Origin of the sequence: Aliivibrio sp. SR45-2 (assembly GCF_963890165.1) — a bacterium.
Classification (GTDB): domain Bacteria; phylum Pseudomonadota; class Gammaproteobacteria; order Enterobacterales; family Vibrionaceae; genus Aliivibrio; species Aliivibrio salmonicida.
The window spans coordinates 1-20,026 of record NZ_CAWPRC010000159.1 but is presented as its reverse complement, the minus strand read 5'-3'; the positions used below and the strand labels follow the sequence as shown (position 1 = coordinate 20,026).

Here is a 20,026-nt window from a genome sequence, read left to right as displayed (position 1 = left end):
TAAATGGACTTCTTTATGTCATGCCTAATTCATTTCTTTCATGGCAAAAACGCAAGAAAAGAAGCACGTAAAATGATACGTACTTCCCCTTTTTTCTTAATTAAGCTTAAAAGTTATAATTAACACTCAATTCTACCGTTTGCTCTGCACCGTACCAACAGTTAGCCGAGTCATAACAACTGTAATATTCAGTATTAAATAGGTTAGTTGCACTTAATTGTGCCGTTGCACCAGCCAATGATTCACTTAATCCATCTAACTCATAACCAATAGAGACATCAGCAACCGTATAATCAGGCACTTTGTCTGTATTATTCGCATCCATTTCCATTTCACCGACATAACGTAAACCACCACTAATGCGTGTTCCCGTTAGAATACCATCGTAGATATAGTAGTTAGACCAAAGACTTGCGGCGTGAGTTGGTACATAAATTGGGGTTTTACCTTCTAAGTCATTACCGCTGTCTTTGGTAATTTCCATATCAATATACGTATAGTTTGCAGCGACGTCCCAGCTATCATTAATCATCCACTGGCCTTGCAGCTCAACACCTTGAGAACGGATTTCACCAATTTGCAATTGAGGTCCCCATGGGTCTGTCGGATCTGACATTAATGCGTCACTTTTTACGATTCTAAACACAGACGCTGACGCTGTTTTTGTATAATCAGCTGAATCATATTTCACACCCGCTTCTATCTGCTCGCCCAGCTCAGGATCATAGGCGTTGCCTTTTCCATCAAGACCGGCTGCTGGTTCAAAACTGGTTGCATAGCTAATAAATGGTGAGAAACCACTTTCAAGCTCATACAATGCACCAACACGGTATGAGAATTGACTTTGGTCAGCATCTTTAGACGTTGTGCTTGTTGTGTTACTCGATTTATATTGATCGAAACGACCGCCAGCAATCAGAACTAAACGATCAATTCGCAGTTGATCTTGAGTATAGAATCCTAGTTGTTCAACACTGATTTTTTCTTTCGATTCATAAGACTTGGTTAACTTACTTTTATCAATCATGTCATTGTTTGGATTGAAAATATTAAAATTACCAAACTGATTGGTCGTACCAAACTCTTGATAAAGTGAGTCACCATCTAATTTCTGGTAATCAATACCAAATAATAAGTTATGCTCAATACCTCCAGCCATCACACGACCAGATAATTGGTTATCAATCGTATAACCCGTTGAGCTTTCATCTGTACTGTAAATATTTCTATCAAGGTTACCCGTTGATGAATCAAACCCACTTTCAAGATGATACGTATTCTCTTGATACAACGACGCATTCATGTAACGGAAGTTTTGTAAGAACGACCAGTTATTATTGAACTCATGGTTGATCTTATAGCCAGCCATAAAGAATTCACGCTCAAACGTACTCCAGTTTTTATCTCCAACAAACGTGGATGGATCAGTACTGCCATTTGGATTGTCGTAAATCATTCCAGAAGATGGCATTGAAGAATTCATACCCATTGACGGATCATTCTGATAATACATATTAAAGTTGATCAGCGTTCGGTCGCTGACTTGCCAATCAACTGATGGTGCAATAACGTAGCGTTCTTCTTTTGTGTAATCAACTTGACCATCTTTTTGACGAGCAAGGGCAATAAAACGATAAGAGAAATCACTGTCTCCAAACTGCCCTGTCGTATCAATAGAGGCTTCCACAAGATTACCAGTACCTGTTGCTAATTTTACATCCGTACTTTTTTCTTTTTGTGGTGATTTGGCGATCATATTGACCATACCACCCGGTGGCATTGACCCATATAATACTGACGTTGGCCCTTTAAATACTTCAATTTGTTGAAGCGCAATAGGATCAATCTGAGGTTGTAAATTCCACCCATTTAAGCCTTGTAAAACCAAACCATCGTAATAGCTTTGGTTTACATCAAATCCACGAATATTGAACGTATCGTACATTGTCACTGCACCACCTTTCTGCTCGGTTGTCACACCAGGAACATAACGTAGTGCCTCATTAAGAGATTTAACACTGCGTTGTTCCAATGCTTCACCATCCAGAATAGTAATGCCCTGAGGGGTTTCCTCTGGCTCTAACGATGTTTTTGTTGCGGTATTACGATAAGCCTGACCAAATATTGAAATCGTCTCAATGTCATCAGAAGAGTTATTGTCATTAGCCATTGCTGAGATAGGAAATAAAAAAGAAGCCGCAATTGCCGTTGCTAATAGGGTGACGTTAAGTTTTGGATGTTCAGTAGATACGTTCATTATAATCCTGTTTACAACTTTTAAATTGAATGCAAATGAGAATGATTCTCTTGCGCAGAAGTATAATGATTTCTTTTTAGTAAAAGTTAACAATTTGGGGCATGAAGGCAGTTTTTTACTGATAAATTGATTTATAACAAAAACTACAGATTTCGAATTGGCAACCAATACTCAACATCAATAATTTCTTCGTTTTCATTCGATTGGTAAATTTCAAGATCGAACCCTTCAATACCTTGATGGCCTGAAAGCGGCAACCATTCTGAAATCAACCATTCAACAGACTTCGCCAAACCACTTGAAGGACCTATATAAGGCAGAACTGCGTATTCTTGAGATGGGATGATAACTTGCAATACGTTTTCACTTAATGACATTAATACTGATGATAAACTTTCATCTTCAATAACACCTGCCCAGTAAATTAGAGACTCGGTATCATTTCGAGTATCAATAACGCCATATTTACTCTCTGGAAATGAAGACACCTGGGTTAAATACCCATCAAGCTCTTCCCACACTTGAGGGACTTTATCTAAGAAATCAGGAGCATCTGAAAACAAACCTTGCAGCGTGATAGGCAATCCCGTTAACGTGAAACTTTCTTTATATTCTAATCGCACTTGATAGAAACCTGAGCCTTGGATCTCTGTCAGACTTTGACTTTTTAGAAACGGTTTACGAATACCTATTTTTTTACCTTGTTTTTGATACTCTCGCGGCGACATTTTAAAGTATTGCTTAAAAGAACGGCTAAAGGCTATCTCTGAGGTAAAGCCATATAAATAAGCTATATCTAACATACGATACTTTTTATTAAGCACTTCAAGAGCCGCCATGCTTAAACGTAGCTCTCGTACATATTGAGCCACATTCATTCCGGTATGACTAAGGAATACTCGTTGTAATTGCCACCGAGACCAACAACTCATTTCTGCAAGTATCTCAACAGATAATGGGCTATCCATATTTTCATGGATATACGCCAAAATAGTATCGATTCGATTGAATGTTTTATCATTATCGATATCCGCTGACATAACTTATCTCCGTTCTTTAAGGTGAACCATAGCTTACATTGAGTAGAGGTAGTTATCAAAAACACAATTGATATCCCCTCTCTTTTTTAAGTCACGACACAACCCCATACATATCCAGCTTGGTTAATAATAGTCCAGACATAAAAAATGGAAGCTTATTAATAAGCTTCCATTTTATTTTATCTGTTTAGGTTTTTAGCTAAATTAGCCTTTTAAACCTTGTTTGATTAGGTGTTCTTCGTATGTACCGTGGAAATCGTTAACGCCATCTTTTGTGATTTCGATGATGCGTGTTGCGATTGAAGATACAAACTGACGGTCATGAGATACAAACATTAATGTGCCTTTGTAGTTCTCAAGCGCCAAGTTCAATGCTTCGATAGATTCCATGTCCATGTGGTTTGTTGGTTCATCCATTAATAGGATGTTTGGTTGTTGCATAATCAACTTACCAAATAACATACGACCTTGCTCACCACCAGAAATCACTTTAACTGATTTCTTGATATCGCTTTGAGAGAAAAGCATACGGCCAAGAATACCACGAACAACTTGCTCGTCATCGCCTTCTTGTTTCCACTGCCCCATCCAATCTAATAGATTTAGGTCTTCAGCGAAATCATGTCCGTGATCCTGCGCGTACATACCAATATTGTTGTTCTCAGACCATTTGATCATGCCTGACATTGGTTCCATTGCACCAGCAAGTGTGTTCAATAATGTTGATTTACCAATACCATTCTCACCGATGATCGCAATGCGCTCACCCACTTCAACCATCAGGTTAACGCCGTTAAGCAAGATGTTTTCGCCATAACCTTGCTTTAGACCTTCAACTTCTAATGCATTACGGAAAAGTGGTTTTTCTTGGTCAAAACGAATGAACGGAGATTGACGGCTAGATGCTTTAATCTCTGTAAGTTCAATTTTATCCAAACGCTTCTGACGAGAAGTCGCTTGTTTCGCTTTTGATGCGTTTGCAGAGAAACGGCTTACGAACGTTTGTAAGTCAGCAATTTGTGCTTTCTTCTTCGCATTGTCTGCTTGAAGTTGCTCACGAGCTTGTGTTGCTGCTGTCATGTATTCATCGTAGTTACCTGGGAATAGGCAAATATTTCCGTAATCCACATCAGCCATGTGTGTACATACTGAGTTCAAGAAATGACGGTCATGCGAGATGATGATCATTGTACAGTTACGAGCAAGAAGAATGTCTTCTAACCACGCAATAGTATGCATATCCAAGTTGTTCGTTGGTTCATCAAGAAGCATGATGTCTGGTTCAGCGAACAGAACTTGTGCTAATAAAACACGAACTTTAAGACCTGGAGCAACTTCGCTCATTAAACCAAAGTGTAGTGACTCTGGAAGGCCTAGACCTAATAGAAGTTCACCAGCACGAGCTTCAGCTGAGTAACCATCCATTTCACCGAATTGAGTTTCTAAATCGCCAACACGCATACCATCTTCATCTGACATTTCAGGTAAAGAATAAATACGGTCACGCTCTTCTTTCACTGTCCATAGCTCTTTATGACCCATGATTACAGTATCGATTACTGTGTATTCTTCGAATGCGAACTGATCTTGGCCTAATTTAGCCATACGTTCATTTGGATCTGTTGAAACTGTACCGCCAGACTGTTCTAACTCGCCACCTAAGATCTTCATAAAGGTAGATTTACCACAGCCGTTCGCGCCGATTAAACCGTAACGGTTACCGTTACCAAACTTAACAGAAATATTTTCAAAAAGAGGCTTATCGCCAAATTGCATTGTGATGTTAGCAGTCGTTAGCACAGTACATTCCAATTAGTTATTCAAATAGACATAAAAAAGCTGGCCCGTATGTCCAGCTTTTCAAATTTGCGCCGATTATAGCAGCATTTGTGATTTACATCACTGTATTATTGTTCTTTTAAACCGTGGGCAAAAAAATCATCTTCAACGCCAGTTATGTTATAATTTGTTACGTTTTCTTTCACCGAGTTTTATTGTTTTATTTATGAAATATCTAATCACTGGCGTTTCTGGTTTTATTGGCTTTTCTGTGGCTAAACAATTACTTCAGCTAGGTCACTCAGTCGTTGGTATTGATAACCACAATGCTTATTATGATATTTCTTTAAAGCAAGCGCGCCTTAATTTCTTACTTCCTCATTCCTCTTTTGAGTTTCACCAATTATGCATAACAAGTGCACAAGATCTTGCCTCTGTATTTGAAGTGCACAAGTTTGATCGCGTCATTCATTTAGCCGCTCAAGCTGGGGTTCGCCATTCTATCGATAACCCAATTTCTTATGGCGAAAATAACCTAATGGGCTACCTCAACATGTTAGAAGCTTGTCGTAAAGCACGCATTCCGCATTTTATCTATGCCTCTTCAAGCTCAGTTTATGGCTTAAATAATAAAACGCCTTTTTCTTGTCATGATAATGTTGATCACCCAGTGTCACTTTACGCTGCAACGAAACGTGCTAATGAACTAATGGCTCATTCATATTCTCATTTGTATAATATACCAACCACCGGTCTGCGCTTTTTTACCGTGTATGGCCCATGGGGTCGTCCTGATATGGCCCCTTTTATTTTTACGAAAAAAATACTTAATAACCAAACCATTAATATAAATAACAATGGGGAAATGTGGCGAGACTTTACTTATATAGATGACATTGTTGAGGGAGTAATCAGAATCGCCGATGTCATTCCATCTCAAGAAAACAACGTTGACAATAACAATTCTCCAGCACTAAGCTCTGCCCCTTATCGCATTTACAATATTGGGCATGGCAGTCCAGTAAATTTAATGAGCTTTATTCAAGAAATTGAAAAAGCGACCAATAAAGTAGCGACGAAACATTTTAGAGAAATGCAACCCGGTGACGTATACCAAACCTATGCAGATACTCAAGATCTCTTTGCCGTGATTAATTACACGCCTAAAGTCTCTATTACAGAGGGCGTTCCACAGTTTGTCGATTGGTTTAAACATCATTATCAACACGAGAACAATTCCGTTACTTCGACGAATAACAATGATATGAGTAGTGATGTAATCTCAATAGAGAGCATTTTATTGCAGTCATAAAAAATTGGGGGGAAGTATATACACCTCTCCCCCCATTTTTTATGTTGTTTTCTGTTCTCTATTCAGTGTAGGTTTTTACTACTTTTTGAAGTTCAATGACTTCAGGTTCTGGAATGTTTTCATCAGGGTAAGCCGCTCGAACTTTATCCGTTAATCCTTTAGCAAATACTTGGTACAGCACTCTTGTTGATACCGTAATTGGGTATTCAACCTCTGTTGGTAACTCAAAGTGTTCTTGACGTGTTTCTCCCGATTTAATACGAGTATCTTGTCCTATTTTTACATAACGCCAGAAACGTAATCCAACAGGCTTTCCATCTTTATCAACCCCAATTTTAATAAATCGATGCGCATCTTTTGGAATTGCCCCATCTTTCATTACGCCACTCTCAAACACATTGTTACCCGTTGCATCTCTCGCAATAACTTCTAGCCATACTTGTCGACGAGCACCACCGGGCATGTCATGCCCAGAGTTAACATTAGTCACATTTGCGGTAAATGAATTGCCTTGTTTTTCGACGTCTAACGTTAAGGCTGTTTTCAAGATATCAATGCTCAGCTTTTTATGCTCAGGGTTACGCATCCCAGTAAAGTAATAGTTACCTCCTGCAAAATGATGCGAACGTAAATTTGATTTCATTGGGCCATCGTCCGTCGATTGACCACCGACCTTATTATTAAAATCAGTAACGTCTTGAGTCATATGGCAATCAATACACGTTTTATTTTTACTTGGATCGTTAGGTGCGTTAAATGGAGACGCTAACCACTCGCCAAAATTATCATTAATATTAGCGCCTTGCCCTGTGGTGAACTCATTGTGACAACTCGCACAGTACAACGAACTTTGATATAACTTTGGATCCGAGTATGAGGCTTTATGCTGCTCTGGAGACGCATTAATTTGTTTTTCAGACAGCCATTTCAACACACTATTTTCGGTATCTTCAAACACATAGGCTTCACGATCTTTTAAGTTAACCGTAACATCTGTATTACCACCTGCATTTTCTGCTTTAGTGATCCGATGGCAGAACACACATCCAGTACCCCGCTCACTCACTGAACGCCCATGGGCATTGGCCTCTTTTAGATCTTCACCTCCTTTTGACCACATATCCCCAAAGTCCGATAATGGTTTATTATCGCCATTAATCACGCCTTGTGGGACGTGACAACCACGACAAAGCACTCTGAACTCTTCTCCTTCAGTTTCAGCCGCAACGTCTTCTTGGAATCGATAATAAGGATGGTCCATGTTCATACCATGGTTTGAGTCTGCCCATTGGTTAAATATTGTAGTATGACAATCGGCACATTCGGCGGAATTAACCCATTCATCAGGATGAGTATAACGTTTCGTGTCGTCTAATCTTAACCATGTTGATAAATAAGGTAAATTCTCTTGAGAACGTACGTATTCATTCAATGCAGACATCATTTTAGCAGCCTCAACAGGCGGATGCTCTACACTTACTGGTGGCTTATCTTCTTCACGAGGATCGCCCCCCATTCCGCCTTGAGTCTTTTGGATAATATCAATATAGGCACCAACGGGATCACCTGCGATCATTTTTCGAACATCAACATGCCCTGTTAGTGCATTTTCAAAACGATCTTTTTTTCCGTCTTCCATTAATTGACGGTTAGTAAAGTTAAAACCGTCGAAATGACATGAATTACAGCTCATCCAAAAATCACCCGCCATTGGGAAGTCAGGATAATCAGCCATATTTGCCGTGTTGAATAGTCGCTTCCCTTCACGTAACTGCGTTGGCATTGGATCATGGGTAACTAAATTAGCAAAATTGGCCTGCGTTAATTTCACTTTTGCAAAAGGCCCTGCCGCTCCTGTATCAAATTTGGTGATATCTAACGACATCGCATTTTGAACATAAAGCTCGCGCCCTGATATTAAGATCCCTCTTGGATTATCTCCCGGCACATTACGATAAATTTGCGTCGCTTTTACGCCACCTTGAAATTTTTTGCGACGATGACGTTTCTTATTTCTTTTCCCTTCACGAGATAAATCGAAAACCAACAGGTCTTCAGATCCAGCCAATGTAAAGATGACTTTTTTGCCGTCATCAGTAAACGCTCCATCGTGTGGGTTTGATACGATTCTAATTCGATTTCCACTTTCAATAATATTAATTTGCTTAAACAGTTGTTTGCGTTCATCAACCACTTCTTGCTCATTTCCAGGGGTTAAATCTAAAATTGAAACCGTTGGGAAAACCGTCGATTGAAATTGAAAATCATGATCGAACGACCACAGCACATGTGGTAACCAAGCCGTTTCACCATCAGGAGATATAACAATGTTATCCAGCAATCTTGGTTTACCTTGAGGCGTTGTTTTTTCTTTATGCGCTTCAGAATCAGCTAATTGAATCACCTTAATTAAAGTCGGGACACCGCTATTCGTATCAAAGATAGAAACCTGTCCGATTAACGAGTGTGATACAAGTAGACGTCCATCATCCATCAATGAAAGCCCTCGCGGGGTTGATTCTGTACTGATGGTTTTGATTACACTGCCTGAACGGTCTATCACTAACAGCTTATCTCTCTCAAAACTCGTTACGTAATACTGCTGATTTTTCGCATCAAAAACGGCACCAAATGGGCGTGAAGGTACTTGGGTAATATGCTCAACCTTTAACGATTTAGCATTGAGTAATAAAACGTTATCGCTTAAATAATCTGTCGCTAAGAGTTGCTTAGCATCATCACTCATAGCAACTCGGCGAATGTCTCTGCCAACAGTCGCTTCATTAATGATTTTTCCGCTCACTCTGTTAATAATACTCACACTACCCGCATCAAAATTAGCACTAATAAATTGTGACTTATCTGAATTGAACAGAATCGAGCTGCTTTTTTCGATTGCCGAAGCAAATTGACTTACACTCATGCATAAGATGAGTGTTAGCCAGTGTACCGATGTCCATTTACTACTTAATTTCATCGTTGTATTACCCAATTGTTTCATTTCAACCTATTGCCCATCAATTATCTGATATAAATACAGTGTTCTTTCCCCGATGAATCGAGCAGAAAATTGCTGAACTAATATTCCTTTTTCTAATACTGTTCCTGATATTCGCCACGCACTTTCTGGTGATACTAATGCCGCTTCATGTAATTTAATATTGCTACTCGGATAATACATATCGTAAACGGCTCGTTCACTTAACCTATCTCTGAGTAAATTAACACTGTAATTTGTTCCGATCATACAGGCCTCAGGGTGTACTTCAAACCATGCTATCGCTTGCTGTATTGGTGCTTGTCTCGATTGTTCAACAGTTAATTTATCACCGGTAACAATGAACAAAAGAATGACAAATAAAGGCACAACTCCTTTTTTATTTTGCCAAAACATAGAACAAAAACTCATCGAAAATACAATAATGACAAGAACTAAAACCGGAGCCCAATGCCGTAAATTATCTGGGTTCTGTCCTAATGTAATCCAAACCCAATAAATCAATGCGATGACAGAAATCATTCCGACATAACGCGCTTTTAACTGTTGCTCTGATGGTTTTTTAAATACTGTTTTTAGTGACCAAATAAGAAGAATAAAAATGGAACTAAGGATGACCAAACCATAAGCACTCATCAACCCTTTCACCCACTGTATAATTTGAGATTGATTACCCTCAGCCGTATTTCCCCATATCTCAAAATGTCCTTGGGTAAAACGTACTCCTTCTTCAAAATACGCCATTCCATCATGTTGCAAAATAAACAGTAAGCTAACGCATCCTATAATCGCAATCACACTAGCCGCTTGAAAATACGCTTTCAGCTTCAATAGATGACTTGGTACAAATAATGGAAATAATGCCAATCCCATCGCTAATGGAAAATAAGAAGGTCTTGATGCCAACATCAAACCTAACCAAAAACCAACATGATAATTCCGTTGTAAAATAGCTGAAATAACAGCCATAAGGAAAAATGCCAGAGCGATTGGATCTGATAAACCGCTTAATGCCATTGAAACCAATAACGGTTGCATTAACAACACAACACAACCTAAAACCGACTTCCACCATGACGCCGATAATATAAAAACAATACGAGCCACAAGCAGAGGCAACATTAGTGCGCCAAGCAATGACACCCACACATTCGCTGTAATGGGATTCACTATTGTCGCTGCGACCCTATTCAAGATCACAAACGCGGGATAACCAGGAAAATGAGGGCGAAATTCCAAAACAGAAAATCGCTCTACCGCACGTGAAAAATTAAATGCATCATCACTGGTTATCTCTATCGGGTATTGATTTACATATAATCCCCAAAGAAAATAACTGGCGACAAGAATCAATAACCAAACGTACTTATTGCCGTTCATTCTTTATTTAAAATCACGGATCGCATTGAGCAGCAGTGCTTTTTGCTTTGAAAATTCAGCAGGATCTACGGGTGCTTTTCCTACTCCAAATACCCCAGGATTTCCAATAGAGGCTAACGCACCTTGAATCGCTTGAGTCGCTTCTTGGCGTTGGCTGCCATTCATTTTTGGAGCAAGTAAATCTAAAAATAACTTACTTTTCACGACCAATACTTTGGCTACTTGATAATCATTAAGATTATTTTCTGCTCCATCTAATCGACGAATAATTTCTTCTACTACCGCAGAATCCATTAAAGTTTCTATTTTCTCTGCATCTTTATTATCAATTGCTTCTAACATCGGCGTTAAAAGATCAACTTGATGTTCATTTTTCAAGTAAGTAAATTCGTCATTTAAACCAGCTACGGATGCACTAACTGCAGCATAGTCAGGAATTGTTAGCGCTTGTAAAATCGCTTCTCGCCCTTCAATAACGGGCTCTTTACCTGCCGCTGCGTAAGAATACGCATACGAAGACACACTGAACAGTAGACTTAAAAACAAGACGAATAATTGGCGAACCATCACTCTTCCATATCTATTCATTTATCACTCCTAAAGGTCACTTTACGCCACGCTTTGAACTTCAATCACCGTTTTTTCATTACGGAAATCAAATATTTCACGACGACGATCTTTGCCATCAATCACACTTTGTGCGGCCATCATTCCCATTTCCATCGCTGTATCTGTGAAAATATAACGGAAAGTACCTTGTCGCCCAGTCATGATTAAATTTTCAAATTGACATAAATGGGTAATGGCCTTTTCACGTTTGGCTTGATAAGTAATATCCATTAATGGGTAGGCGTGCTCTGTGTATGAGGTAAAAAACTCTCCTGTCGCTAATTTAGGATCAACACCCAGAGCTTCAAGATCACTCAAAATACGCGTTTGTAGTTTTTTGCCATCCATATTCCAAACATCATCGTTTTTATTGCATGGGATCTCGATCATCACTGATGAACGTCCCTCTGGAGCCATATACGATGAACGACGTTTTGGTTCTTGCAAACGAGTACCTAACATTTCAGGATCAGATAAATATTGCCATGTATTATCAGAGATATTCTCTGTCTCCATTGGCATATTCATAAAGCGTAATGAACGGAACTCTAGTTGACTGTCAAAGTCCGTTAATTTACACATTAATGATAATGGAAGCGTTGAGATAAGCTCGTCACATTGAATATGCTTTACTTCTTCATTGTGTTTATAACTTACAGAACCAATACGATTACTCTCAGCATCAAGGCCACATACATCACTGTTTAATAAGATTTTAGCACCACGTGCTTCTAACTCTTCCGCTAATCTGGTGTATAGCTGACCAAAGCCTAATTTAGGATAGCGGTATTGTCGGGCGTAGGTACGAACGGATGATTTTTTACCTGGTAATAAACGTCGAACGACGTCTTTTAAATCCATCAAACTAATACGTTGAGATGCCCAATCACCAGATAAAAATTTAGGATCGATTCCCCATAATTTACCGGTATAACCTTCAAAAAAGTGTTTATACAAAGTACGACCAAAACGGCTTTCTATCCATTCGGCAAAACTTACATTCGATCTATCATGAGGTGTTGATTTAAATAATTGCTTGATAAAATCAACACCTCCCCCCAATAATAGGGGCAACGGTGCATTTTTAATGAGATCCACCAAGGCTAACGGATACTGATAAATACGGCCTTTATAACGAATAACACTCTTACGTTGTGCAAACAGTAAATCATCGCCCATCAACTTATCAACAAAGGTCAATAATTTAGGATTTTTAGTAATAAAACGGTGCCCACCAAAATCAAAACGATATTCACCATGTTCTCCGGTAAATGTTTGGGTTGCACACATTCCACCTACGTGATCATCTCGTTCAATAATCGTAACTTGATAACCTGCATCCATTAACTCCCATGCAGACATTAGGCCTGCCGGACCAGCACCAAGTACTACAACGTGTTTTTTATTTGATGATTCACTCATGCTTGCTTATAACCTCTATTCCAAAATGTAACAAATGTTGCCATGTATCCTCCCCATACTAATAATTGCAATAAACCTGGGGATGAATTGTAACCAAATAAAGCACGTAAAAATGTGCCAAAAACACCTCTATCATCGAGAATATGCGAGATATCAAACAATTGAGCATGCAAAATTGGAAGTAAATGAGCGGCTTGAAGCATATTAATAGCAGAAGATAATAAACCGGCGGCAATAACAATAATCAACAAACTCGTCCAACGAAAGAATGAACGAATTGGTACATTTTTAGTACTTTTAAGCATCATCCAAACAATAACAAAAGCTAAAACTAAACCCGCGACTGCACCAATAAGTGCATCTTGTGTACTGAATTCGCCAAAGTTTGAATACATCAATGCAGAGAAAAATAAGATGGTTTCAAACCCTTCTCTCAATACCGCTAAAAACGATAAGAAAACCAACCCGACAACATTGCCCTTAGAGACCATATCGTCAATCTCTTTTTTCATGCCTTCTACTTGGTTTTTAGCCTGACTTTGCATCCAAATAGCCATATAAGTAAGAACGACAGTAGCAAAGAGTAATATCCCTGCCATAAGAATATTGCGGTACAACTCACTGCTAAACTGATCAACAACAACCTGAAATACAACCGCAATGGCTAACGATAAAATGAGTCCCGCAAACACTCCAACATAAATATATTTATTGTATTGGCGTGCGTTTAATTTTGATAAATACGACAGTGCAATTCCAACCAACAAAAAGGCTTCTAGCCCTTCTCGTAGGGTGATTAAAAAACTTGCAAACATAGTGACCTCAAATAGGTTAATTTAATTAAGAGTCTGAGCTCTTTCATTTATTACTTTGTTGTTTTAAATACTTTTAGAACGGTCCAACGCATAGCATGACGAAACACTAATGGTGCAAGTAACCACGAAGAATAAAAATGCACATCTTGAATAAAGAGTCCTAGCTCATTGCCAGGTTTACCAATAAAGAACAGATAAAAACCGCTAAGGCTGCAGATAATAAGTAGCCATTCAATGGCATTACCCGTATGGCGAAGAAAGGCCTTTTTACTTTTAGTAATTAATCGACGATGGGAAACCCAAAATGCACCAACCACTAAAATAAAAAGAGAAACACCAATCAGCATATGGCCTAGTAGTACCCACCGTTCAACTTGCCAATAAATTTCAACACGATCCCAAAGTAAAACACCACTAATAAACATGGTATAAAGTAGAGCTTCAGCCCATTGATGATGATAGGCTAAACGTTGCCACCACTGACTAAATTTACTCAATTCTATTTTTGATTCAGAGATCTGATTTACAGCCATAATCATCGACACCTACTCTGGTTGAACTTTATGTTGCGTGTTAAGACAATAGAAACGACAAAGGCAGCGAGAAAAATCGCTGCCTGAATGCACATAATATTACTTAATCGTTACTTAACACTGACTTTATTTGCCATTGTCATTGCCGTACCAAACTTACCACCAGCAGCAATAATTTGATGAACACCATCTTCGTCAGTATCTGTTGATTTACTGCCTTTTAATTGGTTTTCACCCGAATCACCCATCCATTCAGCTAATTGCATACCGCCATTAATCACACCACGGAACCAACTTACGTAACGGTTAGTTAGTGTTGTTAACTCAAGCGCTGGTTCATTCTCACCTTCTTCATTTTTAAGATGCAAGATGACTTCACGTAAACCACCAGAAATCGCAGCGGCTGTGTATGGGGTATGAATGGTTGCTTTACCTGGTACTGAAGCCCATGTATTAATATTTTTATCAAACATGTTTTTCTCTACCGCTAGGTAAATAGAGCGAGCAGCTTGTTTGTATTTCACATCGTCGGTTGCTAAAAACGCAGCAACTAAACCACGAATCGCAGCAAACTGTGCATCCAATGATGTTTCATTACCCACTTTTACTGTCTTAGATAACGTTGCACCATCAGCCACTAAACCGTTTTTAGTCACTAATTTATTAATGATGAAATCGGCTTGACCTTTGATCATCGTTAACGCTTCTTTACCTGCGTCTGTTTTTAAATTCACATCACCTGATTCTGCTGAAGCATAACCGACAGGCAGTGCATCTTTCGCTCGTTGATAAATAGACAGAGCGACAATTGAATACGCGGCATCGTAAGTATCAACTTTATTGCCTTGTTTACCTGATTTATTTTCGGTTACAAATGTCCCTTGGGCTTTGTTGTAATGCAGAGCAGCAATATTCTTAAATAATAAATTCGACAGGTTGTTTGATAGTGAAAATGCATCTGTCGCAATAACATCATTCTTCTCATTACCATCAATATTTACTTTTGGTGCAGCAGCAAATGGAGCACCATCAAATACAGCTAAAAACGCCGGATTTTGAGCGGCATTTACTGTACGTTGATCACTGTATGCAAAGAATTCTGAAACAGGCCATAACATTGACCATGTATCACGTAATGATGATGAGCCATCTGTCACTTTCAATGCTTGAATCGATTTAACGCCATTTTCCTGCCCTTCGGTCACCGCAACTTTATGTGCGAACCAAATCGGTTTCTTAAACGGGTTGTAATCAGGACCAAATTTCACGCCTAATGTTTTGCCATCAAAGCCCATTTGTTCTTGCATGATTTGCATTTTATCAACCGACATCTCAGTAAGAAGCATGCCGTTAAAACCATCTGCCGCTGATACACCTAAACTGTGCTGACCATCTTGATCCATGACAGCGGATTCCGCTTCCACTTCTTCATCCGTCGCTGTTACGTGCATACCGCCTAAGAAATCTTGAGACCACATCACTTCTTTAAGAAGAATGCCACCAGTTGCAGCAGGATTAAATGACTTATCAAAAGAAGCGTCATTCCACGCTAGCGATTTGTAATCACGGAAATAAGCAGGTACCTCAGTTTGAACTGTTTTGCTATTGCCTTTAGCTGTTGTAATTTCAACTTCATCACCATTAACGGTGGTTGTATCAGGCTTTTGTGCAAATTCAGGGCTACCAGAAACATAAGGAAGTGAAATTGGGTACATATTCTGAGGAACTTCACTTACAGGAAAACCAACCGCGGTTGCCATTTCAATAACACGTTTACCTAAATCGGCTAATTCACCACCTCGAGCTTTGTTCGCAGGGCCATTGACTAAGTGAGGGCCCATTGTCGATTGGTAGTTTAGTGCGTACATCGCTTCTTCAGAATATTCGTAGCTTTCAATACCTGATGCAAAATCAAATGGCGTTGGATCATCGGCAACATTTGGATCCAAGACATCTAAATCAAGGCCTAATGATTCAGCGAGTGGCTCACCTGACAATTCAAATTCGGTATAAGCTAAGAAGTTACCTGCTGGCTCAAGAGTCTTATCTAAAACGGTGACTTCTGGTGCTGCGTATACTGATGAAGCTAATACGGCGGCTGAAATAGCGATACTTAATGTTGATTTTTTCACTGCTTTTTCCTTTAGCTCTGATAATGCGAGTGATTATCATTAATAAACTTATTAACAACAAGGTTTTATTTTTTATAGAAAGAAAAATGTGACAATGATCACCAAAATGTAAGCAAATGTTACATGCACATCGAAGGTATCGCTAAAGTAAATCAATCCTCCTTTGCTCTTTTCCTGAACTTACTGACTAAAAACAAAAAAAGCTCAAACCAAAATTTGAGCTTTAAATACAATGCGAATAGTCTCATCAACTGAATCGATAATGTCACTATTCCCCTTTAAACATAGGGTAATCAATGTAGCCAAGTTCATTACCACCAAACAACGTCGCACCATCTAATCCAGAAAATTCATAATTATTCTCTAATCGTGACACTAAATCTGGGTTAGAAACAAACGGACGACCAAAAGCAACTAAGTCAGCATAGCCTTTATCTAATATCTCATCAGCTCGCTCTTGCGTATAACTGCCTGCCACGATAATAGTGTTTGTGAAAATGTCTCGTAATGTAATGCGAAAACTCTCAGGGATAACGGGAGCATCATCCCAATCAGCTTCAGATAAATGCATATAAGCAATGTCACGAGCCTGAAGCTCTTTTGATGCATCAAGAATAGTAGGAACAATATCAGGGCAATCCATGTCTTTAAACGTAATAAACGGAGCAAGGCGAACCCCCACTTTGTCAGCACCAATGGCTTCAATTACCGCATCAACCACTTCAAGAAGGAATCGGGTTCTATTCTCTCGCGTCCCGCCGTAGTTATCCGTGCGCTTATTTGAATTTGTACGTAAAAATTGATCAATCAAATAGCCATTGCCGCCATGAACCTCTACGCCATTAAAGCCCGCTTCTATCGCTTTCTTTGCTGACTGAGCAAAATCATTAATAACTCGATCGATATCCGCCTGAGTCATTTCTCGCGGTTGAATGCAATCCACCATATTTCCATTGCCTTTCTCATCAGAGATCCAAACCTTAGTTTCAACTGGAGATAATGCAGAAGGCGCAATAGGCAACTCTCCCTTTTGGAAAGTAGGATGAGAGACTCGTCCTACGTGCCAAAGCTGACAAAACATAGCAGCACCTTGCTCTTGAACGGATTTAGTAACGAATTGCCATCCTTTTACTTGCTCATCAGTGTAAACACCCGGAGTGAATGAGTACCCTTGTGAATCATCTGAAATTTGAGTCGCTTCAGATATAATTAGCCCCGCACTCGCACGTTGTTTATAGTAAGTAGCCATCATTTCGTTTGGTATATTCCCGGGCTGACTTGTACGAGCGCGAGTCATTGGTGCCATTACTACACGGTTTTGTAGAACCAATCCTTTTAAACTTGTTTTCTGAAGTAATTTGCTCATTCTGTTCACCTTATTAAAACCATTTATCATTAATTTCGTATTTCTTGATAAAGAAACCATGCAATCAACATTCTTTTATTAACTCGTTAAGCTAGACACTAATTTATTCGATGCATTTTCATTTCGATTTGCTTTGGCAATAAAGAACAAACCTATGATTGGAACAACAACAGCGGCATAAGGGATCATGCTCGCCCCTACATGGCTATCAAGCACCAAACCACCAAGTAACCCACCAAAAGCATTCGCTAAATTAAACGCTGAAATATTTGCGGTAGCGGCAAGTTCTTGACCTTCACCACCATGTTTCATCACTCGAAGTTGCATCGCTGGTACATTTGCAAATGAAGCAATACCGAACACAAAAGCCGTAACCACAAACAATATTTTGTTATCAACAGATAAACCAACAAGAATCAGTGAAATAAGCATCGCTACCGCCCAAAACATGGATGCTTTCGCGAGATTTTTATCCGAAGATCGGCCCCCAAGTATGTTACCAATAATCAGACCTGCCCCCACAATCACTAAGATCCAAGTAACCGCAGCCTCCCCGTAACCAGTGATATGCATAGCAATCGGCGCAAGATAACCATATAGCGTCATAAATCCAGACCATGACAACGCAGTGATCGCTAAACTAATAAGTAACATTGGATTTTTAAATGCCATAAGCTGAGTTTTAATATCTTTAGCTTCACTATGACCTGTTGATTTAATAGACGTTAAAATAAATACCATCGCAATCGCACCGAAAGCGGCGACAGTAAAAAATGTGATGTGCCATCCGAACTGTAAACTTATCCAAGTCCCCGCAGGTACTCCCAACACATTCGCCAACGTTAATCCTGCAAACATTTGTCCCACAGCACGCCCTGCCATTTTTTCTGAGACTAGATTCGTTGCTACTACTGCGCCAATACCATAGAACGGGCCTTGCACAAGACCAGCGACAACACGACTCACTAAAAGTAAATTATAATTAGGCGCTAATGCAGATAGGATATTGCCGATAATAAACAGAACCATTAACCCGATGAGTACAATCTTTTTATTAAAACGTGCGAGATAAATGGTTAAGATTGGCCCGCCAATCACAATAGCAAGCGCATAAGCACTAATTAAATAGCCAGCTTGACCTTCCGTAATCGAAAGTGATACCGCTATTTGAGGAAGAATACCGGCAATAACAAACTCAGCAGTTCCAATAGCGAAGGCCGCTAGGGTTAATATCCACACCTGAAATGGCATTTTTTCTTTATTCATGATGATTTACCTCTATTTATGTCAATCTTTAATGGCCTAACATTAAGTACCTATAAAGATCGTATTCATTATTAGTTAAAGGCCTCTAAGTGTTATCCATCATCACTTCGACTCTTTATTTCGCCCTCTCCTCTGGCCTATGGTTGCTATTATATTCATTCATGATACTTTGATAATTAGGTAAAATATGAACTCATTATTCAGCTGAGATGAACAATGAAATAGCAGGAGGATAAATGGATAAGTTTTCTGATATGACGATGTTTGTGAGTATAGTGAAACATCAAGGATTAGCCGCTGCAGGGCGTGAACTTGGTTTTTCTCCGGCCACAATGACAGCAAGGCTTCAAGCTCTTGAAGAAAGGTATGGTGTAAAGCTACTTAATAGAAGCACGAGGCATTTATCACTCACTGATTCAGGAGAGCTTTACCATAAAGCCTGTATCGAGATATTGGATAACGTTAATGAAACAGAAAATCTAATCCGAAACGGGGTTAAAGAAGTCAAGGGCTCATTAAGAATATCAGCGCCAAAAGACATCGGTAGACAATATATTCTTCCTATATTATCTGAGTTCTGTAAACAACACCCCAACGTTGTTCCCTATTTATATTTGAACGATCGTATCTCTAATATTGCTGAATCAGGTATCGATATCGTGATCCGATATGGAGAGTTGGCCGATAGCAGTTTAATATCACGACGTTTATCACCAAGTAAGAGAGTATTGTGTGCTTCACCAGAATATTTAGCACAACATGGAACGCCATTAACACCTCAAGATTTAGTGAATCATAACTGCCTAGCAATGATTCGCAGCAATGAAGAATTGAAAACATGGCACTTTCAAGATGAAGAGCAAAAAAGTGTCATCGCTATTATTCCAAAGCGATTCTCAGATGATGGCGAAGTCATTAGGCATTGGGCTTTGGAAGGAGTTGGCGTTGCTTTAAAATCAGCTTTAGACGTGCAAGCAGACATTGAGAATAAACGATTAGTCACCTTACTCAATGGGCACATGAAAAACTTTAATTCATCAACATCAAGCGCAGATTTACATGTGCTATACATCAGTAAAAAATATCAACCAAAGCGCATCCGACTGTTTCTGGATTT

General features: G+C 39.2%; 14 protein-coding genes. 2 read left to right on the top strand and 12 right to left on the bottom strand.

The genetic code is table 11. The features are described 5' to 3' along the window. Positions 1-106: 106 nt before the first annotated feature. The 3 genes from AACV33_RS11975 to AACV33_RS11965 all read right to left on the bottom strand — a co-directional run bounded on the left by AACV33_RS11975 (position 107) and on the right by AACV33_RS11965 (position 5,097). Positions 107-2,257, bottom strand: a complete 2,151-nt coding sequence (locus AACV33_RS11975; RefSeq protein ID WP_182700271.1) for a TonB-dependent siderophore receptor — start codon at positions 2,255-2,257, stop codon at positions 107-109. A 143-nt stretch (positions 2,258-2,400) separates the two neighbouring features. Then, a complete protein-coding gene (locus AACV33_RS11970) occupies positions 2,401-3,297 on the bottom strand; it encodes a helix-turn-helix domain-containing protein (RefSeq protein WP_017021399.1) in 897 nt (298 codons plus the stop codon). A 204-nt stretch (positions 3,298-3,501) separates the two neighbouring features. Beyond that, on the bottom strand, positions 3,502-5,097 hold the full coding sequence (locus tag AACV33_RS11965) for an ABC-F family ATPase (protein WP_017021398.1): 1,596 nt from the start codon (positions 5,095-5,097) through the stop codon (positions 3,502-3,504). A 205-nt stretch (positions 5,098-5,302) separates the two neighbouring features. Between AACV33_RS11965 and AACV33_RS11960 the strand changes: the two genes are divergently transcribed. After that, positions 5,303-6,388 (top strand): NAD-dependent epimerase/dehydratase family protein, encoded by a 1,086-nt coding sequence (locus AACV33_RS11960; protein ID WP_182700270.1) that lies wholly within the window; start codon positions 5,303-5,305, stop codon positions 6,386-6,388. A 58-nt stretch (positions 6,389-6,446) separates the two neighbouring features. Here the strand turns inward: AACV33_RS11960 and AACV33_RS11955 are convergent, their stop codons facing one another. The 9 genes from AACV33_RS11955 to AACV33_RS11915 form a co-directional block, all read right to left on the bottom strand. Then, the gene (locus tag AACV33_RS11955; protein WP_182700282.1) at positions 6,447-9,365 is read right to left on the bottom strand and encodes a multiheme c-type cytochrome; all 2,919 of its coding nucleotides are present in this window, start codon (positions 9,363-9,365) and stop codon (positions 6,447-6,449) included. Positions 9,366-9,395: 30 nt separating this feature from the next. Then, positions 9,396-10,766: a hypothetical protein gene (locus tag AACV33_RS11950; RefSeq protein WP_220488663.1), complete on the bottom strand. Its 1,371-nt coding sequence runs from the start codon at positions 10,764-10,766 to the stop codon at positions 9,396-9,398. A 3-nt stretch (positions 10,767-10,769) separates the two neighbouring features. Next, positions 10,770-11,354: a hypothetical protein gene (locus tag AACV33_RS11945; protein WP_255458581.1), complete on the bottom strand. Its 585-nt coding sequence runs from the start codon at positions 11,352-11,354 to the stop codon at positions 10,770-10,772. Positions 11,355-11,375: 21 nt separating this feature from the next. After that, entirely contained in the window at positions 11,376-12,797 is a 1,422-nt protein-coding gene (locus AACV33_RS11940) for an FAD-dependent oxidoreductase (RefSeq protein WP_182700269.1), read from the bottom strand. After that, positions 12,794-13,612: an FTR1 family iron permease gene (locus AACV33_RS11935; protein WP_017021392.1), complete on the bottom strand. Its 819-nt coding sequence runs from the start codon at positions 13,610-13,612 to the stop codon at positions 12,794-12,796. The genes AACV33_RS11940 and AACV33_RS11935 overlap by 4 nt, the downstream gene beginning before the upstream one ends. A 50-nt stretch (positions 13,613-13,662) precedes the next feature. Further along, positions 13,663-14,145, bottom strand: a complete 483-nt coding sequence (locus tag AACV33_RS11930) for a hypothetical protein (RefSeq protein ID WP_017021391.1) — start codon at positions 14,143-14,145, stop codon at positions 13,663-13,665. 110 nt (positions 14,146-14,255) lie between these two features. Further along, positions 14,256-16,277 (bottom strand): hypothetical protein, encoded by a 2,022-nt coding sequence (locus AACV33_RS11925; RefSeq protein ID WP_182700268.1) that lies wholly within the window; start codon positions 16,275-16,277, stop codon positions 14,256-14,258. Positions 16,278-16,545: 268 nt separating this feature from the next. Next, complete coding sequence (locus AACV33_RS11920) at positions 16,546-17,643, bottom strand: alkene reductase (RefSeq protein ID WP_182700267.1); 1,098 nt, start codon at positions 17,641-17,643, stop codon at positions 16,546-16,548. Between the two features lie 78 nt (positions 17,644-17,721). Then, the gene (locus AACV33_RS11915) at positions 17,722-18,909 is read right to left on the bottom strand and encodes an MFS transporter (protein WP_065609411.1); all 1,188 of its coding nucleotides are present in this window, start codon (positions 18,907-18,909) and stop codon (positions 17,722-17,724) included. 236 nt (positions 18,910-19,145) lie between these two features. Between AACV33_RS11915 and AACV33_RS11910 the strand changes: the two genes are divergently transcribed. After that, on the top strand, positions 19,146-20,026 hold an 881-nt coding region (locus AACV33_RS11910; RefSeq protein ID WP_182700266.1), incomplete at its 3' end, for a LysR family transcriptional regulator.